Genomic DNA, 21,440 nt, shown 5'->3' with positions numbered 1-21,440 from the left:
CCAGGCCGGCTGAGCGCGCACCCCTCTTAGGCTGGTTGAGCGAGCGAAGCGAGTCGAAACCACCACACGACGGGCAGAGTCGTGTCGATACGACGTGCTCGCTACGCTCGCCCGCCTACTCGACAAACCTCGAGGGACCGTCTTCCCGCAGGCTGGTTGAGCGAGCGAAGCGAGTCGAAACCACCGCACACGACGGGAGAGTGGTCTCGATACGGCGTGCTCGCTACGCTCACCCGCCTACTCGACCAACCTCGGGAGACCGGGCACAGCGCGACTCCCTCTCTCCGTGCTCGGTGGCTTTCGGAGTCTGAGGCCGACACTACCATTGGTGGCATGGCCATCAGCAGGCCCGCGGAGAGCGGAGCAGAAGTCGTCACGAAGGCACCCCGGGCCCGGATGACCGGGGCTCAGCGTCGACTGCAGCTCATCGAGGTGGCGCGGGGGCTGTTCGCCGAACGTGGCTTCGAGGGAACGTCGATCGAGGAGATCGCGCAGCGTGCCGGTGTGTCGAAGCCCATCGTCTACGAGCATTTCGGCGGCAAGGAAGGTCTCTACGCCGTCGTCGTCGACCGCGAGATGGAGACCCTGCTGGAAATGGTCACGTCCTCGCTCACGAAGAATCGGTCGCTGTATCGGATTCAGCAGGTCGCGCTGGCGTTGCTGACCTACATGGAGGAGCGGACCGACGGGTTCCGCATCCTGGTCCGAGGAGAGTCGACCAGCGGGGGCGAGGACACTCGCTATTCGAGCCTGCTGAACGACGCGATCAGCCAGGTGGAACACATTCTCGCCGGGGACTTCGAGCGGCGCGGATTCGATCCCGCGCTGGCGCCTCTCTACGCGCAGGCGCTGGTGGGCATGGTCTCAGTGACCGCACAGTGGTGGCTCGACGTCCGGCAGCCGGAGAAGGAGGTGGTGGCCGCGCATCTGGTGAATCTGTGCTGGAACGGCCTCACGCGGCTCGATCCCGAGCCGATGCTCGTCGACGCGGAGTACAAAGAGCCGACGCAGCCTACCGTGCACCCGGCGCTCGCCGACTCGGCTGCGTCGAACGACGACGATAAGTGACTGCTCCGGCAGTCCAGAGAACGGTCACCAGAACGGCGGTCGAGATCACCTGACCGCGAACCGACGGGGTCACGATCGCCAGCACCGTGATAGCGACCAGAGCTATCAGCGTGAGCCACGACAGGTATGGATACCCCCACATCTTCAGCGGCAGCGGCGTTCCGTCGCGCTCGGCGCGTCTGCGCAGCACGATCTGGGCGCAGGTGATCGCGAGCCACGTGACGAGCAGCGTCGAGCCGACCACCGATAGGAGACGATCGAGAACCTGGTCGCCCCAGAAGTAGGTCGCGGGCACTGCGAGGAAGCCGAACACGGTGCTGGCGAGCAGCGCGGGGACGGGAACCGCACGGGAGGAGACCCGCCGCGCCGACCGCGGCGCCATCCGTCGCACCGACAGGGAGAACAGCATCCGCGACGCGCCGTAGAGGTTGACGTTCATCGACGACAGCAGCGCGACGACGATGATGGCGCCCATCGTGGCGGCGACCGCCGGAAGGCCGGTCTGCTCGAGCACGCCGACGAACGGCGATTCGCGGATGCGCGGATCGTCTGCCGGTAGGACGAGCATGATCACCGCCACCGATCCCACGTAGAAGACCAGGATGCGCCAGACGATGGTCCGGATGGCTTTCGTGACGCTCGGACCGGGATCGTCGGTCTCCGCGGCGGCGACGGCGATGATCTCGATTCCGCCGAAGGCGAACGCGATCACCAGAAGTGCGGCCGTGACACCGCCGATGCCGTGCGGGAGGAAGTCGCCGGCGTTGGCGAGTCCAGGAGACGGCTCGGACATCCACCCGAAGAGGTAGGCCGCTCCGATCACCAGGAAAAGCACGATGAACGTCACCTTGATCAACGACAGCCAGAACTCCAGCTCGCCGAAGTTCGACACTCCGGTCAGATTGAGCACGCTGAATACAGTCATGAACACCAGCGCCCACGCCCAGACGGGCAGCAGGCCGACGAGTGCGTTGAGTCCTTCCGCCGCCGCGAGCGACTCGGCTGCGACCACGATCGTCATCTGGACCCACCACAGCCAGCCCATCATGAAGCCGGCTCCGGGCCCGAGAGCTTTGCCGACGTAGTAGGAGAACGCGCCGGGATTCGGATCGGCCGCCGCGAGTTCGCCCAGCATTCGCATCACCGAGACGATGATGACGCCGACGATGGCGTACGAGACGAGTGCCGCGGGTCCGGCGAGCGCGATGCCTTCTCCGGACCCGACGAACAGTCCCGCGCCGATGGCGGATCCGAGGCTCATCATCACGAGGTGGCGTGGCTTCAGCCCCGTCTTGAGGCGGTCGGCTCCGTGGTCCTCGACGTCCTCCTCGCGGACCTCGATAGGTTCTGACTCGTTATCGCCCACCAGTCGAGCGTAGTTGCCCGGCGGTGCGGCAAGATCAGCACATGCTGACCGTTCGCCCGGCGACGTCCGACGACTGCGAGGCCGTTGCCGACATCTACCGGTATTACGTCGAGAACTCCACTGCGACGTTCGACCTCGAGGCGCCCTCCGTCGCGCAGTGGCGGACCAGACTCGAGACGACTGTTGCCGCGGGACGCCCGTTCCTCGTGGCCGGCGCACCCGGCGAGGTGGTCGGTTACGCCTATCTCGGCGTGTATCGGGGAAAGGCGGGCTGGAGTTGGACCGCCGAGGACAGCATCTACCTTCGGCCTGAGGCGGCGGGCCGGGGGACGGGCAAGCACCTGCTGCGCGCGTTGATCGACGCGGCGGACCCGGCGGTGACGCGCACCATCATGGCCGTGGTCTCCGAGGACGTTCCGGAGTCGATCGCGCTGCACACGAAGGTCGGTTTCGTCGAAGTGGGTCGCACACCCGGTGTCGGGCGCAAGTTCGACCGCTGGATCGGCTGCGTCTACCTGCAGTACACGATCGGGGCGTAGACCGCCCGAAGGCCCAGTACGGTCTACTCGCGGTGCTTCGGGCCGAAACGCTCGGGTCGCCACCCGCCCCGGGTCCGGCTCAGGCGGTAGTCGATGCGGTCGTCGACATAGTCGCGCAGGGCCGGCTCGTCCGGCATCGTGCTGAAGACCTCGCCCGCGATGTGCGACGTCGCGGCCTCCAACCGCTGTGCCTGAGCGGCCCGCCGCAGTTTGTCGTGCTCGAATCGCAGACCCCGCACGGTCGCAAAGCACATCATCGCGAGGATCACGCTGAACGGCAGGGCCGTGGCCAGCGACGCGGCCTGCAGCGACCGCAGTCCGCCCGCGAGCAGGAGAGCGATTGCGACGACGCCCTCGAGCGACGCCCAGAGCACGCGGGACCACACCGGCGGATTGGGGTGGCCGCCCGAGGCGAGCATGTCGACGACCAGTGAGCCGGAATCGGAGGAGGTGATGAAGAAGACGGCCACCAGGACGATCCCGAGAATCGAGAAGACCGTGCCGAGCGGCATGTCCGACAGCACGTGGAACAGCGATCCCTCGGGCGAGACCTTGCCGTCCTCCACCAGGTCACCCTCGCCGAAGAACTGCCGGTGCAGGCCCGTACCACCGAGCACCGAGAACCAGACGAATCCGACCAGAGTCGGCACGATCAGGCATCCGGCGATGAACTCGCGCACTGTCCGCCCGCGCGAGATCCGGGCGATGAACACGCCGACGAAAGGCGCCCAGGCGATCCACCAGCCCCAATAGAAGATCGTCCAGTCGCTGAGCCAGTCCTGTGCCTCCTGGCCCTGGAAGGCTCCGACGTCGAGCGTCATGTTGAACAGGTTGGCGAAGTAGACGCCGATCGACTGCACGAAGTTGCGCAGAAGAAAGAGAGTGGGACCGATCAGCAGCATCGCGATCACCAGCAGTCCGGCGATCGACAGGTTGATGTTCGACAACCACTTGATTCCGGTGCCCAGACCGCTCACCACCGACAGGGTCGCCAGGAAGGTGATGGCGACGATGAGGATCACCAGGAGGGTGTTGTCGACGGAGTCGATGACGCCGATCGACTGCATGCCCGCTGAGATCTGCTGCACGCCGAGCCCCAGCGACGTGGCGACGCCGAAGACCGTGCCGAAGATGGCGAGAATGTCGATGAGGTCGCCTGCCCAGCCCTTCACCCGATCGCCGAGCAGCGGTTCGAGCGCCCACCGGATCGACACCGGTCGCCCGCGGCGGTGGATCGCGTATGCCAGCGCGAGCCCGATCACCGCGTACACCGCCCACGGGTGCAGACCCCAGTGAATGAATGTCTGGGCCATCGCCAGACCGGCGATGTCCTCCTGGCTACCGCTCCAGCCGGGTTTCGGTTGCACGGTCGCATATGTGAGTGGCTCACCGACGCCGTAGAAGACCAGTCCGATGCCCATTCCGGCGGCGAACAGCATGCAGAACCAGCTCACCCTGCCGAACTCGGGAGCCTCATCGGGTCTGCCCAGCCGGATGCGGCCGAGCCTGGAGAAGCACAGCGCGACCGCGAACACCACGAAACACGCGATGATCAGCATGTAGTACCAGCCCAGGTTCGAGACGATCCAGTTCTGGACATCGGTGAAGACTTCGCTCGTCTGGTCGGGGAACGCGACGGCGAGAGCGCTCACCGCGACGATCACGATCAGTGCCGGCCAGAACACCGCCGGAGCGATTCCACCGCGGCCGAGCCGGACTCCCTGGCGCTTGAGCTTCTCGGTGATCTCCTCATCGGTGTCGTTCTCGCCGACGTGCCAGTGGTGGGGCACCGGTGCAACGCCCGGAGATACGGATGTCGCCTCTTTTGTGTACGGGTCGATCAATACTGCGCCGTCCAAGAGCACGGCGTCTGTGTCCGTCCCGTGCTCTGTGTCCGTCCCCCGTGGTTCGCTGTCAGCATTCTCCCGTTCGTCAGACATGCACTCCACGATCGGTGGCGAACGGCGATGATTCAAACCGAGGCGGCGATCGCCGAGGTCAGGCAGCGTGTCCGACGGTCGGGTCGACGACGGTCCGTTCGACGAGCGCGTCGACGACGAGCAGTCGCGCGCAAGAGCCGCGAAGGGCGGCCGACTCGGCCGGTACGACCTCCGGTAGTACCCTTGACGACGTGCTGATTCGCCCGACGCCGACCGGTGCGCAGGTCCCCGCGACCGCGCACGGGTTCCTGGCATCGGTGGTCTCGCTCATCCTGGGTGTCGCGGCCCACTCGATCGGCGGTGGGCACCTTCCCACGACGGCGCAGTCCGCGGTGCTCCTCGGCCTGGCGCTCGGGGTCGGACTGGTCCGCGCCGCTCAGGTGCGATCGGTGGAGCGAGCACGGGCTCGCGGCCGGATCGGCATCTCTGCGACCGGCGCGTTGGTCGCGCTGTCCGCGGGCCAGGCGACCGCTCACGGAGTGCTGTCGCTGATGGCAGGGCACGCGGGACACGGAGCCGGCGTGACGCCCGGGCCGTTGATGCTGTTCTGGCACGCACTCGCCGTCCCCGCCGCGGCTGCCGTGCTCTTCGTCGCCGAGCAACTGAGCCGGGCGTACGGCAACAGCGTGTCCCATGTCTGGCGGTTGGTGAGCACGCGGGTGTGTCTCGACCCCGCTTTCGTCGTCATCCGCGCCGACCGTCACGCTGCCGCGCTCCGGCCCGCGCCGATGGTCGCCTCCGCCGCGGTCCGCGGTCCTCCTTCGCTGGTCTGAACCCCATCCGACACCACCCCGGCGGTCTCGTCCGATCGCGGGGTATCAGACTCTGCACGAAAGAGACATCACTCATGGCGATAAGCCGTACCCTCATCCGTTCGCTCGGCCTCACCGCCGCAGCCCTGCTGTCCTTCGTCGTCGTGGCCTGCGGCAGCGACGACTCCTCCGCACCGGCCTCCGATTCGATCACCGTCTCCGACCAATGGGTCAAGGCCGCCGAATCGGGAATGACCGCCGCCTTCGGGACCATCGCCAACTCGTCCGACCACGACATCCGCATCGTGTCGGCGCACACCGACCTCGCCCGCACCACCGAGATGCACGAAGTGGTCGACAACGGCTCCGGCGGCACCACGATGCGCCAGAAGGACGGCGGCTTCCTCGTCCCGGCGAAGTCGTCGATCACGCTGTCGCCGGGCGCTGAGCACTTCATGCTCATGGATGTCACCAGGCCGATCACGACCGGACAGAACGTCGCGTTCACGATCCGCTTCGAGGACGGCTCCACCAAGACCTTCGACGCTCTCGCCCGAGACTTCGACGGCAATCAGGAGAATTACGCGCCCGGCGGGGACACTGACCACCCGGACATGGACCACGGCACGGCCGGGCACGACATGCAGCAGTCCGAGTCGGCGCACGCCGACTCGCATCAGTGACTGAGCAGCGGACTGGTCGCGTCTCGCGCCGTACCCTCCTCGCCGGCGGAGCGGGCCTGGCGGGCATCGGCATCGGGGCGGCCGCGGTGGGCGTCGGGCGAGAGTTCTCCTCGCCCGACCCCGCCGCGGGTTCCGGCCTGACGCCGTTCTACGGCACGCATCAGTCCGGCATCGTGACCCCGGCTCAGTCGCACGCTCAATTCGTCGGCTTGGATCTCGTCGACCCGACCGACGTCGACACTTTCGCGGGGGTCCTTCGCCTGTGGACGCAGGACGCGTCGAGGCTCACCCGTGCCGAGCCGAGCCTGTCCGACACCGAGCCCGAACTCGCGGTGCTGCCGTGCAACCTGACGGTCACCGTCGGTCTCGGTGACCGGGTGTTCCGGGCGCCGGCTCTCGCGCCTCTGCGGCCGTCATGGCTCGCGCCGCTCCCGCCCTTCTCGATCGACCGGCTGGATCCGCGGTGGGGACAGACTGATCTGCTTCTGCAGATCGGCGCCGACGACCCCGTGGCCCTGGCACATGCGACGCGCATGCTGACCTCGTCGGTCCGCCGCAGTGTGCGGGTCCGGTGGGTGCAGCGGGGGTTCCGCAACAGTCCGGGAATGGCGCCGGGCACGATGCGCAACCTGTTCGGACAGGTGGACGGCACCGTCCAGCCGAGCCCCGACGACTACGGCTCCCTCCTCTGGGACGACGGGCGCGAACAGCCCTGGATGGCCGGCGGGACGAGCCTGGTGCTGCGGCGTATCGCGATGCACATGGACACCTGGGAGGCGCTCGATCGCCGGGGGCGGGAGCTCTCCACAGGTCGCACCCTCGACAACGGCGCACCGCTGACCGGGCGCGACGAGTTCGACGATCCTGATTTCGACGCCTCACGCGGCGGCATCCCGGTGATCCCGCCGTCGTCGCACATCGCGCGGGCGCATCGTCGGGCGCCGGACGAGCAGTTCATCCGTCGCGGGTTCAATTACGACGACCCGCCCGAGGCGGGCTCGGCGGACACGTCCAACAGCGGGCTGATCTTCGCCGCGTATCAGCGGGATCCGGTCAAGCAGTACATTCCGGTTCAGCAGCGCCTGGACGAACACGACGACCTGAACGAGTGGACGACGCCCATCGGCTCCTCGGTGTACGCGATTCTGCCCGGCGCCGCTCCTTCGCGCCCGCTCGGCGCATCGCTGCTCGCGGCCGCCGGTCGGTCGGGGTGAGGGAGGGGGAGCGGTGCCCTCCCCAGGCTCGTCGAGAGGGCCCGGCGGGCAGTGCCCTCCCCAGGTTCGTCGAGTAGCCTCGGCGCGCGGTGCCCTCCCCGGCTCGTCGAGTAGCCTCGGCGCGCAGCGCCCTCCCCAGGCTCGTCGAGTAGCCTCGGCGCGCAGCGCCGCGGCGTATCGAGACCGTGTCAGGCGGCCTGCGCGGTCTCGATGCGCCTCGTCGCTCCGCTCCTCGACTTACTCGACGAGCCTGGGGGACCGACAAGCCCGGGACCGACGAGCCTGGGAACCGACCAGCCTGAGCACCGAACCAGCCTGGGGGCGACAGGCCGTGGTGGTCTTCTACACTTGACACAGTGTCGACCCCCTCTGCGCCGCGTCCCTCCCTGTCCGGGCTGACCTCCTTCGCGTTTCGTGATGCGGCCTTCGGTTTGCTGCGGGAACGAGTGGGCGAGACTCGCCTCGACATCACGGCACCGGACGCGGCCCGGCCGCTGGTGGTTGCGCAACTGGCCGAGATCTCCGAGAACCCCGTCCTCGTCGTGACCGCCAACGGTCGGGAGGCCGACGACCTCACGACCGAACTGTCGGAACTGCTGCCGTCGGGGCCCAACGGGACGTCGGTCGTCGCTCAATTCCCGTCGTGGGAGACGCTGCCGCACGAGCGGCTCTCGCCCAGCGCCGACACGGTCGGTGCCCGGCTCGCGGTGCTCAGTCGACTGGCCGACCCGGCGGTGTCCCCGTTGCGCGTCGTCGTCGCGACCGTCCGTTCCCTCGTGCAGCCGATGGCTCCCGGGCTCGGAGCGATGCGCGCGGTCACGCTCACCGAAGGCACGGAGGCGCAGTTCGACGGTCTGATCGAGAAGCTCGTCGAGATGGCCTACGAGCGCGTCGACATGGTCGGTGCCCGCGGCGAGTTCGCGGTGCGCGGCGGCATCCTCGACATCTTCCCGACCACCGCCGACTACCCGGTGCGAGTGGAGTTCTGGGGCGACGAGGTGACCGACATCCGCGCGTTCTCCGTCGCCGACCAGCGGACGCAGCCGGAGATCGACACGTCGGTGGTCCAGATTCATCCGTGCCGAGAACTGGTGCTGACCGCGGAGGTCCGGGACCGGGCCGCCGAACTCGCGTCGACAGTCGAGGACGAGTCGCTGCGCGAGATTCTGACCAAACTGTCGGAGGGCATTCCCGTCGAGGGAATGGAAGCGCTGATCCCGGCACTCGTCGACGGCCGGATGCAGATGCTCACCGAGGTGATGCCCGACGGCACTCGGGTACTGGTCCTCGATCCGGAGAAGGTGCGCACCCGTGCCGTCGATCTGGCGAGGACCGGCGAGGAGTTCTTGGAGGCGTCGTGGAACGCCGCGGCGCTGGGGGCAGCGGCGCCCGTGGCCGCGGGCGAACCCTCCATCGACCTGTCGGCGAGTGCCTACCGCAGCGTCGGTGACGTCGAACGTGCGACCGTGGAGGCGGGCAAACCGTGGTGGACGATGAGTCCGCTCTCGGCGGGATCGGGCGAGGAGCTCGAACTCGATCTGCAGCCCGGGCCGGCGCCGCACGGCGACCCCGCCGAGCTCGACGAGTTCATGACGTCGTTGCGCGCTCAGGTCGCCTCGGGCGGTCGTGCGGCGTTGATCGCCGCCGGCCGGGGCACTGCGATGCGATTCGTCGACCGTCTCGGTGAGGCCGAGGTCCCGGCCCGGCTCGTGGAGCCGGGCGATGAGTTGCCGGCCGACGCGGTCGGCGTCTTCCACGGCACGCTGCGGCGCGGACTGGTCTGCCCGTCGGCGCGTCTGGTGATCGCCACCGAGGCGGACGTCACCGGCGCTCGCGTCGTCGGTGTGAAGGACGGGCGGCGACTGCCGGCCAAGCGGCGCAATCAGGTCGACCCGCTGGCGTTGAGCGCCGGTGACCTGGTGGTGCACGACCAACACGGCATCGGCAAGTTCGTCGAGATGATCGAACGCACGGTCTCCGGTGCCCGGCGCGAGTACCTCGTGATCGAGTACGCGCCCGGCAAGCGGGGACAGCCGGGCGACCGCCTGTACGTTCCGATGGACGCGCTCGACCAGTTGTCGCGCTACGTCGGCGGCGAGCAGCCGGGGCTCAGCAAGCTCGGCGGTTCCGACTGGGCCAATACCAAGCGCAAGGCGCGCAAGGCGGTCCGGGAGATCGCGGGCGAACTGGTGCAGCTGTACGCCGCGCGGCATGCGGCACCGGGTTTCGCGTTCAGCCCCGACACCCCGTGGCAGCGGGAGATGGAGGACGCCTTCGACTACACCGAGACCGTCGACCAGATGACGGTGATCGGCGAGGTCAAGGCCGATATGGAGAAGCCGGTCCCGATGGACCGGGTGGTGGTCGGCGACGTCGGTTACGGCAAGACCGAGATCGCAGTCCGCGCCGCGTTCAAGGCCGTTCAGGACGGGAAGCAGGTCGCGGTCCTGGTACCGACGACGATTCTCGCCGGGCAGCACCTGCAGACCTTCACCGAGCGGATGGCGGGCTTCCCGGTCACCGTGCGCGGGTTGTCGCGGTTCACCGATCCGGCCGAGTCGAAGGAGATCATCGCGCAGATGGCCTCCGGTGAGGTCGACGTCGTCATCGGCACGCATCGGCTGCTGCAGACCGGCGTCCGATGGAAAGACCTCGGTCTGGTGATCGTGGACGAGGAGCAGCGCTTCGGTGTGGAGCACAAGGAGCACATCAAAGCGCTGCGCACCCACGTGGACGTGCTCACCATGTCGGCGACACCGATCCCGCGCACCCTCGAGATGTCGATGGCGGGTATCCGCGAGATGTCGACCATCCTCACTCCGCCCGAGGAACGGCACCCGGTCCTGACGTATGTCGGCGCATACTCCGACAAGCAGGTCGCGGCGGCCATCCGGCGCGAGCTGCTGCGCGACGGTCAGGTGTTCTACGTGCACAATCGCGTCTCGACCATCGACAAGACCGCCAAGCATCTCGCGAACATGATTCCCGAGGCCCGGGTGGTGGTCGCGCACGGGCAGATGGGCGAGGAGCAACTGGAACGAACCGTCCAGGGCTTCTGGGACCGCGAGTACGACGTCCTCGTGTGCACCACGATCATCGAGACCGGGCTCGACATCTCGAACGCCAACACCCTGATCGTCGACCGTGCGGAGAACTTCGGGCTCTCGCAGCTGCACCAGCTGCGCGGGCGCGTCGGGCGAAGCCGGGAGCGCGGGTACGCGTACCTGCTGTACAGCCCGGACAAGCCGCTGACCGAGACGGCCTACGACCGGCTCGCGACCATCGCCCAGAACAACGAACTCGGTGCCGGCATGGCGGTGGCGCTCAAGGATCTCGAGCTGCGCGGTGCCGGCAACGTCCTCGGCGCCGAGCAGTCCGGGCACGTCGCGGGTGTCGGCTTCGACCTCTACGTGCGGTTGGTCGGCGAAGCGGTCGAGGCGTACCGAGCCGCGGCCGACGGCAAGGCAGTGGCGACCGAGGAGAACGTCGAGGTGCGCATCGACCTGCCGGTGGACGCGCACATCCCCGTCGAGTACGTGGAGGCGGACCGGCTCAGGCTGGAGGCATACCGCAAGCTGGCGTCGGCCACCAGTGACGATGACGTCGACGAGGTGATGAGCGAACTGACCGACCGCTACGGTGAGCCGCCCGTCGAGACGCAGCGTCTCGCGGCGATCGCACGTCTGCGGCTCCGGTGCCGCGAACGCGGTATCGCGGAGGTCGGTCTGGCCGGTCAATCCATCCGGATCTCACCGATGCTTCTGCTCGACAGCCAGCAGGTCCGGCTCGCGCGCATGTACTCGTCGGCGAGCTACCGTGCCGCGACCCACATGGTGACACTGCCGATCCCGCGTACCGGCGGCGTCGGTTCCCCCCGACTCCGGGACACAGAGCTCGTCGACTATCTCGTCACGTTCCTTCAGACGATCGCGCCGCTGGAGTCGTAGCGTCCGGTCGATGTCAGACCCCTCCGATAGTCTCGAATGTGAGTTCGATGAAGGGGGCGGCATGAGTACTCGAATCGACCGTTTTCAGGGTTCGACGGTCCGGATCGACGACGATGCGATCGTCATCCGGATCGGAATCCCGGACGGCGCGAAGGGCGATCGAGCCGCGCTGTTGCGATTCGCCGCTCGATCGGACTGCTATCAGGGCGCGGTGATGTGGCATCGCTACGCCGCCGTGTACCGCCTGTATCAGGCGAGAAGGGCTGAGTTGGAGGTTGATTCGGCGGTGGACGCGTACTCGCGGCTCTACGACCCGCAATGCCAGACGGCCGCGGCCTACGCGGTCGCAGCCGGAGTACGGCCGCACACCGCTGAGATGTTCGTCGATCGCGCGATCGCGTGCGTGGAGCGGATCCCGGCGGTGGGCAGGCTCCTGCGCGACGGTCGGATCACGATCGCGTGGTTCACGCGGGCCGTCGAGCAGACGGCTCTCGTGGACGACCTGGAGCTCCTGGAGTTCATCGACGCGGAGATCGCGCACCGTCTCTCCGAGGCGGGCGGGCTATCGGCCGCCCGCGTCGAGTCGATCGTCTCCGCAGTGGTCGCCGAGTACGATCCCGATGCGGTGACCATGACGCGCGAGCAGATCGCAGCAGGAAAGAACGTGGTCGTGTCCCCGGTGTCCGACGGCATATCGGAGATGGTCATCACCGGTTCGTCCGAGGATGCGGTGATCGCGCTCGGAACCATCGACGCCCTCGCCGACGGCGTCTGTCCCTTCGATCCCCGCACGAAGCAGACCCGTCGGTCCGATGCCGCGACCGCGCTGCTGCATCGCGCCGAGTTCACCTGCCGATGCGATCGCGAGGACTGCGCTTCGACCCTGTCGCCGGAGCAGGTCGAATCGCGGCGCGGTCAGATCGTGGTTCACGTCGTGGTCCGCAAAGACGCCCTCGACGGGGCGTCGGAGACTCCGGCGTACGAAGACGGGGTCGGTCCGATCTCGGCCAGGCGTGCCCGTGAACTCATGGCTCGGCCCGACGCGGTGGTACGGGAACTCGACATCGACAAGGTCATCGCCGACTGCGCCGCCCATGCGGATCGATACCGGCCGTCCGCCGCTGTAGCCACCGCGGTGCGTGCCCTGTTCGGCACGTGCACCTGGCCGGGCTGCGATCGTCCCGCGTGGAAATCCGATCTCGATCACGTCGTCGAGTTCGATCACGTGGACCCCGCCGCGGGCGGCCCGACCTGCTTGTGCAATCTGAACCCGAAATGCCGCTTCCATCACGGTCTGAAGACCTTCGGCAGCGGGTGGGTCGACGACCAGGTCGTCGATGCGGCCGGTGTTCTCTGGTCGGAGGTGACGACCCCGGACGGAGTCTCGGTGCGTCAGGAGGCGCTGAACCTCTGGTTGCTGCCGGAGCTGGGCCGCTTCCAGTGCCGTCACGGCGTGTCGATCGGTCAGTCGCGCGAACCGCCACGACACGCCGAGGGGGAGCCCGAGAGGGCACGGACCCGCACCCAGGCCAAACATCGCTATCGGATGCAGCGGCGCGCGGCTAACCGCCGACGCCGAGAGGCGATGCTGGTTGGCGACGGCGAACCGCCGTTCTGAGGGTGATAGCGCGCGTCGGCTATGCCGTCAGCAACCGATCGCCGGTCGGCTGACCGTCGGCTGCGAGGGCGGCACGGATGACGGCGACCTCAGAGGCGGTCGCCTCGAGCAGTGGCGCGCGTACGGCGGCATGGGAGATGACGCCGATCTCGCGGAGCGCGGCCTTCGCGGTCACCACACCCGGTGCTGTGCGCATCAGTGCGATCGTCAGGGGGAGGACGGCGTCATTGATCGCGCGGGCCCGCGGCAGATCGCCCGCATCGATCGCCGTGATGAGGTCCCTGTTGCGGTCTGCGCCGACCACTCCCATCACGCTGACCAGACCCGAGGCTCCGGCCGCCAGGTACGGCAGGTTCAGCTCGTCGATGCCGCAGTAGTACGCCATCCCGGTCTCGGCCATCACCGACATCACCTCGAACAGATCCCCCTTCGCATCCTTCACCGCGGCGATGCGCGGGTGGTGCGAGAGTTCGACGAGCGTCTCCCGGGTGAGAGCGAGGCCGGTGCGGCCGGGGATGTCGTAGAGCATCACCGGGAGTTCGGTGGCGTCGGCGATCGCCACCGTGTGAGCGATCACTCCGGCCTGAGACGGCTTCGAGTAGTAGGGCGTCACGACCAGCAGAGCGTCGGCGGCGCCTGCCGCGGCGACTGCTCTGGCGGTCTGGACGCTCTTAGCCGTGTGATTGGTGCCCACGCCGACGACGAGGCGGGTCGCCGAACCCGCCGCGGCGCGGACCAGTTCCAGTACGCGAAGCAATTCGACGAGTTCGAGGGTCGGAGCCTCCCCGGTGGTGCCGGCCACCACGATCCCGTCGCAGCCGGTGTCGACGAGATGCTTCGCCACCGCGCCGATGCCGACCTCGTCGAGCGAGCCGTCGGGGTTCATCGGCGTCGGCATGGCGACGAGGTTCGATCCGAAGATCGCGCGCGCGGGATGCGAGGTCGAAGTCATGCATTCATCGTCGCCACGGAAATAGTTCACCACAAGCGAGGAGTTATCGTGAGTAATCGTTAGGAGTACTTCATGATCGATGTCGGAGCATTGAGAGCTCTGCGGGCCGTCGCCGATTTGGGGACGATGGCGCGGGCCGCCGACGAGCTCGGGTTCACGCCCTCGGCCATCTCTCAGCAGATCAAGAGGCTCGAGTCGCAGGTCGGGGTGCGTCTGGTGGCGCCGGCCGGGCGCCGGGTGGTGCTGACTCCGGCCGCACATGCGCTCGTCGAGACCGCGCCGGAAGTGCTGAACGCGCTTGAGAAGTCGGTGGCGGCGGCACGGTCGGTGGATGCCGGTTCGCCGCGCGGTGTGGTGAGGATCGCAGCGTTCTCGACCGGTGTCCGCGGCATCGTCGCGCCCGCATTGAAGCGTGTGCGACGCCTCCATCCGGAGGTGCGAGTCGAGGTGACGGAACTCGATCCGGTGCCCGCCGTGTACGCGGTCGAGTCGGGCAACGCCGATCTCGCGATGGTTCACGACGCCGACGGCGTGACGGTCGCGGTGCCGGCGGGGCTGGAGCGGTCGCATCTGCACACCGACATCGGCGACCTCGCGGTGCCGCTGGGGCATCCGCTGGCTGAGGCCGACCGGCCGATCCGGCGGGCCGAGCTCCGCGACTGCGGATGGGTGACCAGTCCCGTCGGCACGGTCTGTCATCGGTGGTTCGAGCGGTTGTTCGCCGAGTCGGAGCAGCAGCCGGACGTGATCCACTCGGTGGACGACTTCGGCACGCAGATGGCGTTGGTCGAGGCGGGCGACGTGGTCGCGCTGATCCCGCGCCTCGCCCGGCCTCGCGTGCCGGAGGGGGTGGCGGTGCGCGAGTTGCAGAATGCGCCGCGGCGTGAGGTCCATACCGTGTGGAGACACAGCGCGGAGGCCGACCCGGCATTGCGGGCAGTACTGACGGAGATCAGGGGCGTGCCGAGTGAAGACGGCAGTGAGGATGGCTCGGTGTCAGGCCGCCATCCCGGCAGTAATGCGCGACACGATTCCTTCCCGCGCGTGTGACCGGAGCGAAGCCTTGTGACGCGTTAATGTCGAGGTTGACACTGATTTGCGAGGAGGAGCTTCCATGACCGTGGTCCTGCTCGACGCGTCGCGACCCGATCTCGTTCCTGCCGGTGCGGTGGCGCTGCTCGCGGAGACCGTGGCCGTCACCGAAGAGGTGCACCCGTCGCTGTTGTGGCAGTTGCCGTCGTACGAGCTCGTCGGTCTGGTCGAGGACGACGGTACTAAGACCCTGGTGAGTTCTGATCGTGATCATCCGGCTGTCGTCGAGCGGTTGAAGTGGGGCGAGCCGGTCATCGAAGGCAGCAATCTCCCGGGCGGCAAGCTGCTGCGGGCTGTCGAGCTGATGGACCGGCTTCGTCGCATGGGCCCGTGGGAGCGGTTGCAGACGCACGACTCGCTGCGCAAGTACCTTCTCGAAGAGGTGTACGAGCTGCTCGACTCGATCGACCACGGTACGTCCGAGGAACTCTGCTCTGAGCTCGGCGATCTCCTCCTGCAAGTGCTGTTCCACGCGCGCATCGCCGCTGATTCGGCGGTCGGGGCGTTCGACATCGACGACGTGGCGCAGAGCTTCATCGACAAAGTGTCGAATCGAACACCCGGTGTTCTGGGCGGTGAGCACGCCGATCTGCACCGTCAGATCAACGAGTGGGAGGCGGCGAAAGCCGCCGAGCGCGAACGCGGCAGTGTGCTCGACGGCATCGTCACCACCCAGCCGGCGCTGGCCTTGGTGCAGAAGGTGTTCGAGCGTCTCGCCGGCGCAGGTTTCCCCGTCGCGGCCGTGAGCCCCTCGCTCTATCGAGTCGATATCCCCTTCCGCAAGCATGCCGTCGGCAGCGTCGAGGACGACCTCCGTCGTCGCGCGATCGCATTGATGAACCAGGTCCGTACCGCCGAGGGCGCCGCCGCCGAGGACGGTGTGGTGCCCCGGGACGACAACACGTGGCGCAAGTACCTGGGAATGACGTATGTCGAGGAATCGGCGGAGCCCGACGCGGACGCAGACTCCGGCGCGGACGTCGAGGAAGCCGGCATCGAGGACACCGCTGAGGACCCTGCTGACGAGGATTACGAGGAACTGGTCGTCGACGAAGACCCGATCGCCCGGAACAAGAAGGGCAAGACTCACAAGGTCAAGGATCTGAAGGTCCCGAAGGTCCCCGGCATGGTCGTGGTGGAGAAGTGGAGCGCCGAGGGGGAGTAGGCGACCCGTCGGCTGGTTGAGCCCTGCCCGCTGGTTGAGCCGCGAGGAGCGGAGCGACGAGCGTGTCGAAACCACGGGAGCGCGGGGGCGGCGAATCTACCCCGCAGCCACCTTGGCTTCGTGGAAGAACTCGGCGGGCATCTCGTATGAAAGTCTCCAGGTGACGGCGATCGGTCGCTCGCCTCGGTGATCTGCCATCGTTGCTGGGCCGATGAACATGTACGGCATGGGGCCAAACTCGCCCACCTTCCGATGTCGGACGAACAACAGCACAGTGCTGGTCCCGTTCACATAACGTTGACCAGTCCTTGAAGCAAGTGTCGTTGTCGACTGACTTTCCCAATGGAACAACCTACGGCTTATCGGATAGTCCCGATACATTGTCGTCGGCGAGAATCCGGTGTCAGACTTCGTCAACGTCACAAAGAATGCGTCGACATTGAGGTCGTCGATATACTTTACACCTTCGCGAAAATTCCCTGGCTTGGATTGTAGTGACGCAACACCGAGAGCAGCAAGAATCTCCTCGCGCTGGTAATGTGCGTGGAGCTGCAGCGGTAGATCACGCAGTGATCCCGCCAGTGGTCTTGTTTGCTGTCGAGAATTCTCAAATCCGTAGTCCGTAATCGCGATCAGTTCTTTGCATGCCTCAGGCTCTGATCGCAGAAGTTCTAGAGCTTCACGGAGGGAAGCGAAATCTCCGCCTGTCGGCCAGACGGAAAATATCAACATATCCGCGAGTCGCCTGTCTCGATCGGATAGTTCGCTGTAGGTCTTCGTGTCGGAGAGTAAGCGCCGATACGCTATCGCGCGGACGGGATCGTCAACATGTGAAAATGCTCGGTTTCGCTTGAGGATCTCAGATTCCAGCACCGAACCTGACGCGGAGAGATGGCCGGCATCTCGGCGCAGGCGAGTCCATGACTTGTTGCCGTCCTTGACAAGGTTCGCAAGTGGCAATTCGGTTTCGTCCAGGAATTCTCCAAAGGTGATATCGCCCACCGATTGTAGTTCGCGGACCATGTCTTTCCATCGCATCGTGAGCTGCCGTTGAAGGCTGGCCAGAACAATTTCTTGGGAGGTCTTATCGAACACGATCCGACACCCGGACGGTAGCGTTGGGAATTGATCGATGACCTTCTGTTTCTGTGACCGTCGACTGCCTCCCGTTAGTGCTCGGAGCCGGAGATCCCAGCGAAACTCTTCGCGTTGGTTGCCGACAAAATCGAGAATAGTGAGAATAGGTTTCGATTCAGTGCGGCGAAGTCCACGCCCCAGTTGCTGCAGGAATACGGTTGCGCTCTCTGTTGGCCGGAGCATGAAGATCGTGTCGACTTCCTTAATGTCGACGCCTTCGTTAAATACGTCAACCGAAAATATTGCATTGATGGAGCGATTGCCCAGACTAGCGAGGAGTTTGGTCCGCTCGGCGCCCCGGATTTTGCCAGACACCGATGCAGAGGGGATTCCGGCTTCTGTGAATACTCGCGCCATGTACTCGGCATGGCGAACGCTCACGCAAAATCCCAGTGCACGCATGTTGAGCGGTGCGACGATCTTATCGCGTACTGCGTTGAGCACGATCCGTGCACGCGCATCATCCCCGGTATACAACGTCTCAAGTTCTGCTGTTTCGTAACCTCCTCTCTTCCAGCTGAGTCGGGATAGGTCGGTACCGTCGGCAATTCCAAAGTAGTGAAATGGGCACAGCAGCTCGGCCTCGAGTGCATCCCACAATCGAAGTTCAGATGCGATGCGACCATCGAAGAAATGGCGAACATCGATACCGTCGGCGCGCTCTGGGGTAGCAGTGAGTGCCACCATCTCATTGGGCTGCAGGTGATCGACTATCTGTCGATATGTACGTGCCGAAGCGTGATGAAACTCATCTATAATTACCACTTCGAAGTGGTTCGCAGGAATTTCGGTGACGTAACTACTGAGCGACTGTACGCTCGCGAAAACGTGATCCCGTCGCTCTGGGCGAGCTCCGGCGACATACAACTCGCCGAAATTTGGGTCGGTTAACACCTCTTGGAAGGTCCTGAGTGCCTGATTGAGAATCTCCTCACGGTGCGCTACGAATAGTAGCCGTGGGCGGTGTTCGGCTGCGTGAGCGATGCGGCGATAGTCCAGAGCTGCAAGAACGGTCTTGCCGGTTCCTGTCGCCGCTACAATCAGATTTCGGTGTCGGCCATGTACGTCACGCTCCGCCTGCAACTCCTCGAGCATGATTTGCTGGTATGGGTACGGCCTCACTTCGAGTCTTGAAGTACTCAGAGTTAGCGAACGGTGACTTCGATTACCCGAAGCCACTGCGAGGGCGTCGTCGAGGCGATCTCTGTCTCGATCCGGATCATAGGATTCGAACGAAGGGTCACTGTTCCAATAGGTCTCGAATGTCGATGTGAACTTGTCGATTAAGGCAGGGGTGGTGACTCGCGACAGTCGCACGTTCCATTCGACGCCGTCAATCATCGCGGCATTGGAGAGATTCGAAGAACCGATGTATGCGGTATCGTAACCCGAATGGCGGCGGAACAACCACGCTTTCGCGTGGAGGCGGGTTCGGAGATTGTCATATTGCACGCGGACTTGCGCCCCGTAATTGCGCACGAGTCGGTCGAGGGTCTCTCTTTCGGTGGAACCCAGATACGTCGTTGTGATGACCCGGAATGGTTTATCAGTGTCAGCGAGCGTCGCGAGTTGAGCTTCGAGCAAACGGACGCCGCTCCAACGGATGAACGCGCAGACTAGGTCGACCGAATCTGCCGACGCAAGTTCGGCTGGGAGCTCATGCCCGATCGAAGGCTCGCCGCTAGCGTTGGTGAGGAGCGCAGCTTCGGACAAAGGAGTTGTGGGGCGTATTGAAGATCGGTTTGTTAGGCCGGGATGCTCTGATTGGTAAACGCGGAGGAGCTGACGTGCAGGCTCCTCAACAGCGGCGCTCTCGGAGTCGAGACGACGGATGACGTCGTTGGCGGCATTCAACCGGTCCGATCGATCTTTGATCGCGGTGAGATGCCGGTAGACTACGTCGCTCACGTGCCGAGCGAGTAGATGCGGTTCGTCGACAGCATCGATGCGGGCTGTTTCGTAACGCCGTCCGCTGGACTCGAGTTCAGCGTGGAGCTCTTGGGTTACCAGCTGTTCGTAGATGCCTTCTTCCACTCGCACAGTGTTGCATCCGCCACCGACATTTCTCACGAACACCCCGGTTTGCGCTGTTAGCGACTACCCGAGGTCGGTCGGTGAAGGAGTCGCTGCGGGCAAACTGGTTTCTGGCGGCTCAGACGTGACGCCGCCCTCACCCACCTCCGGTCTCCGGACCACCTCGACACCCACTGCCACGACGACCAGCGCGACTACCAGCCAGGCCATCGCGGTGAACGTCACCGGCCGCGCGGCGAACATGGCGGCCATGCCGAGTGCGAGGGCGATCCAGTAGATCACGGCGCGGTACTTGTCGACGGCTCGGCCGAAGCCACGGGTGTCGCCGCCGGCGCGGTCCAGCGCGCCACGCAGACCAGTGAACCCCGAGTCGAGGACCGACCGCACGGCGCGGGCGGGCCGCGCCGGGCCGGCGAACCAGCCGACCACCGCGATCAGCAGTCCGAGGAAGGTGAGGGCCCGCAGCGTCGACGCCATCATCGCGGTCACCTGGTCGAAGATCGCGTGCGCGACAGCGCTCGGCAACGGATTCGGGCTCATCGAGAAGACGAAGACATTTCCACCGATCCAGACGCCGATCGACATCAGCGCGAAGATCACGGCCGCGGCCAACGACGACGCGACCGTCGCCCGTCGCCGGCGGTTGGCTACCAGGATCCCGCCGACGAGCAGTCCGACCGCCACCCACGACAGCCAGAGTCCGCCGATCACGGCCACCCGGTACGAGACGCGCGCCAGACCCAACGAGTCCGAGTGGAGGATCGTGACTGATCGGTTCGTCACCGGGATCCGGTTCACGAAGTCGAGGCCGCGGGCGGATAGACGCTGCTTCACCGCGTCGACCAGCGGGGCGAGCTGCAGGCTCAGGGTGCCGCTGTCGGAGAGCGCCAGCGCCGCGTCGGGCTGATCCTTGAGCAGCGCCGTCGCCTGTCTGTGGGTGACGCGCAGACTCTGCGCCCAGAGATCGGCGAACTGATCGGAGGCCACCAGCCGCTGGGCCGTCGACGCGACGAGCGACTGGATGCCGGCGACGGCGGGCCCCCGGAGAGACGAGATGGCAGCAGCGGCCCGCGGCGGAAGTCCGGACTCGGAGATTCCGTCGAAGGCCTGACCGATGATCTGCTCGAAATCGACCTGCTGGTTGATCTGATCGGTGATCTGGTCGGCGACGAAGTTCTGGACCGCCGGATCGTCCGCGAGCGGGGCGAAGGTCGCGACGAACTGGTCGCTGTCGACGAGCTGCAGGCGTACCCATGTCCCGACGGAGGCGACGGGCGCGAGGATCAAGGCGACGACGATCATGAGTGCGCTGACCACGGCGCGCAGCCTGGAGGTCGATCGGCCGGCGGCGGGTGAGGTCTCGTTCACCCGTCGATCCTCGCACCCGGGAGGGCCACCGATGATCGAAGTCGCCCCGGCCGGGCGAGGCGTCGATCGATCACACGACCGGCGGCTCAACCCGTGAGCGCAACCCGTCAGCTCAACCCGTCAGCCCAGCGGCGAGTCGAGCCAGCCGTAGTCGAGGCCGACCCAGCCCTGCGCCAAGTCGAGTGCCCCCGTCACCCACAGTGTCAGCAAGACGATGGCGCACGTACCGACGGCGAGCGCGAACTGCGCCAGCCGATTGCCGTCGATGTAATCGGAGTACATCGAGTTGAGTCTGGACATGATCCACTTGCGCAGGCGTGCCGCCCATTCCAGTTCCTGCGACAGAATGAGCAGTCCGAGGAAGACGATGGCCCATCCGGGCCCCGGATACGGGATCGTGATGACCCCGGCGGCGGTGACCAGAAAGCCGACCGCGATGGTGAGGTACCGCAGCACCCAGCCGAATCGAGACGTCCGACGGACGCGCGTGTACGCGGTTCCGAGTGATCTGATCCGGTCCATGGTCGTGGGCACGGCGGTGAGGTCCTTACGATTGTCAGGGGAC

General features: G+C 66.1%; 15 protein-coding genes. 9 read left to right on the top strand and 6 right to left on the bottom strand.

The window, feature by feature from the left end; all coding sequences use genetic code 11:
• The first annotated feature begins 333 nt into the window (after positions 1-333).
• Positions 334-1,068, top strand: coding sequence for a TetR/AcrR family transcriptional regulator (locus GSI01S_RS15725; protein ID WP_006897595.1), 735 nt, complete (start codon positions 334-336; stop codon positions 1,066-1,068).
• Here GSI01S_RS15725 and GSI01S_RS15720 read toward each other — a convergent pair.
• On the bottom strand, positions 1,013-2,434 hold the full coding sequence (locus tag GSI01S_RS15720; RefSeq protein ID WP_006897594.1) for an amino acid permease: 1,422 nt from the start codon (positions 2,432-2,434) through the stop codon (positions 1,013-1,015). The two genes, GSI01S_RS15725 and GSI01S_RS15720, sit on opposite strands and share 56 nt — an antisense overlap.
• A gap of 41 nt (positions 2,435-2,475) precedes the next feature.
• On the opposite strand from GSI01S_RS15720, the gene GSI01S_RS15715 reads away from it, so the two are divergent.
• A complete protein-coding gene (locus tag GSI01S_RS15715) occupies positions 2,476-2,973 on the top strand; it encodes a GNAT family N-acetyltransferase (RefSeq protein WP_006897593.1) in 498 nt (165 codons plus the stop codon).
• 23 nt (positions 2,974-2,996) lie between these two features.
• On the opposite strand, the gene GSI01S_RS15710 is transcribed toward GSI01S_RS15715, so the two are convergent.
• Entirely contained in the window at positions 2,997-4,763 is a 1,767-nt protein-coding gene (locus tag GSI01S_RS15710) for a BCCT family transporter (protein ID WP_006897592.1), read from the bottom strand.
• 341 nt (positions 4,764-5,104) lie between these two features.
• On the opposite strand from GSI01S_RS15710, the gene GSI01S_RS15705 reads away from it, so the two are divergent.
• The 5 genes from GSI01S_RS15705 to GSI01S_RS15685 all read left to right on the top strand — a co-directional run bounded on the left by GSI01S_RS15705 (position 5,105) and on the right by GSI01S_RS15685 (position 13,127).
• A complete protein-coding gene (locus tag GSI01S_RS15705) occupies positions 5,105-5,686 on the top strand; it encodes a hypothetical protein (RefSeq protein ID WP_101841605.1) in 582 nt (193 codons plus the stop codon).
• Between the two features lie 74 nt (positions 5,687-5,760).
• Positions 5,761-6,348: a copper chaperone PCu(A)C gene (locus GSI01S_RS15700; protein WP_006897590.1), complete on the top strand. Its 588-nt coding sequence runs from the start codon at positions 5,761-5,763 to the stop codon at positions 6,346-6,348.
• Positions 6,345-7,562, top strand: a complete 1,218-nt coding sequence (locus GSI01S_RS15695) for a Dyp-type peroxidase (RefSeq protein WP_006897589.1) — start codon at positions 6,345-6,347, stop codon at positions 7,560-7,562. Before GSI01S_RS15700 ends, GSI01S_RS15695 begins: the two co-directional genes overlap by 4 nt.
• A 356-nt stretch (positions 7,563-7,918) precedes the next feature.
• Positions 7,919-11,509, top strand: a complete 3,591-nt coding sequence (gene mfd, locus GSI01S_RS15690) for a transcription-repair coupling factor (protein ID WP_006897588.1) — start codon at positions 7,919-7,921, stop codon at positions 11,507-11,509.
• 61 nt (positions 11,510-11,570) lie between these two features.
• Entirely contained in the window at positions 11,571-13,127 is a 1,557-nt protein-coding gene (locus GSI01S_RS15685) for an HNH endonuclease signature motif containing protein (protein ID WP_006897587.1), read from the top strand.
• A 19-nt stretch (positions 13,128-13,146) separates the two neighbouring features.
• Here GSI01S_RS15685 and dapA read toward each other — a convergent pair whose 3' ends face one another.
• Complete coding sequence (gene dapA / locus GSI01S_RS15680; protein WP_006897586.1) at positions 13,147-14,079, bottom strand: 4-hydroxy-tetrahydrodipicolinate synthase; 933 nt, start codon at positions 14,077-14,079, stop codon at positions 13,147-13,149.
• Positions 14,080-14,151: 72 nt separating this feature from the next.
• On the opposite strand from dapA, the gene GSI01S_RS15675 reads away from it, so the two are divergent.
• Together GSI01S_RS15675 and GSI01S_RS15670 are read left to right on the top strand one after the other, a co-directional pair.
• On the top strand, positions 14,152-15,129 hold the full coding sequence (locus tag GSI01S_RS15675) for a LysR family transcriptional regulator (RefSeq protein WP_006897585.1): 978 nt from the start codon (positions 14,152-14,154) through the stop codon (positions 15,127-15,129).
• 64 nt (positions 15,130-15,193) lie between these two features.
• Positions 15,194-16,336, top strand: coding sequence for a nucleoside triphosphate pyrophosphohydrolase (locus GSI01S_RS15670; protein ID WP_006897584.1), 1,143 nt, complete (start codon positions 15,194-15,196; stop codon positions 16,334-16,336).
• Between the two features lie 96 nt (positions 16,337-16,432).
• On the opposite strand, the gene GSI01S_RS15665 is transcribed toward GSI01S_RS15670, so the two are convergent.
• The 3 genes from GSI01S_RS15665 to GSI01S_RS15655 form a co-directional block, all read right to left on the bottom strand.
• Complete coding sequence (locus tag GSI01S_RS15665) at positions 16,433-19,507, bottom strand: DEAD/DEAH box helicase (RefSeq protein WP_039867845.1); 3,075 nt, start codon at positions 19,505-19,507, stop codon at positions 16,433-16,435.
• A 63-nt stretch (positions 19,508-19,570) separates the two neighbouring features.
• On the bottom strand, positions 19,571-20,875 hold the full coding sequence (locus tag GSI01S_RS15660; protein ID WP_006897582.1) for a hypothetical protein: 1,305 nt from the start codon (positions 20,873-20,875) through the stop codon (positions 19,571-19,573).
• A gap of 120 nt (positions 20,876-20,995) precedes the next feature.
• Positions 20,996-21,409: a TIGR02611 family protein gene (locus tag GSI01S_RS15655; RefSeq protein WP_006897581.1), complete on the bottom strand. Its 414-nt coding sequence runs from the start codon at positions 21,407-21,409 to the stop codon at positions 20,996-20,998.
• Positions 21,410-21,440: the final 31 nt, after the last annotated feature.

Source organism: Gordonia sihwensis NBRC 108236 (assembly GCF_000333035.1).
Taxonomy (GTDB): domain Bacteria; phylum Actinomycetota; class Actinomycetes; order Mycobacteriales; family Mycobacteriaceae; genus Gordonia; species Gordonia sihwensis.
Note: the sequence above shows the minus strand (reverse complement) of the source record. Positions and strands in the feature narration are given on the sequence as shown.

Bases quoted from the DNA above. Each gene is read 5' to 3' on its own strand.
- GSI01S_RS15725 (WP_006897595.1), top strand. From the start codon at position 334: ATGGCCATCAGCAGGCCCGCGGAGAGCGGAGCAGAAGTCGTCACGAAG.
- GSI01S_RS15715 (WP_006897593.1), top strand. From the start codon at position 2,476: ATGCTGACCGTTCGCCCGGCGACGTCCGACGACTGCGAGGCCGTTGCC.
- GSI01S_RS15700 (WP_006897590.1), top strand. From the start codon at position 5,761: ATGGCGATAAGCCGTACCCTCATCCGTTCGCTCGGCCTCACCGCCGCA.
- GSI01S_RS15685 (WP_006897587.1), top strand. From the start codon at position 11,571: ATGAGTACTCGAATCGACCGTTTTCAGGGTTCGACGGTCCGGATCGAC.
- dapA (WP_006897586.1), bottom strand. From the start codon at position 14,079: ATGACTTCGACCTCGCATCCCGCGCGCGCGATCTTCGGATCGAACCTC.
- GSI01S_RS15675 (WP_006897585.1), top strand. From the start codon at position 14,152: ATGATCGATGTCGGAGCATTGAGAGCTCTGCGGGCCGTCGCCGATTTG.
- GSI01S_RS15670 (WP_006897584.1), top strand. From the start codon at position 15,194: ATGACCGTGGTCCTGCTCGACGCGTCGCGACCCGATCTCGTTCCTGCC.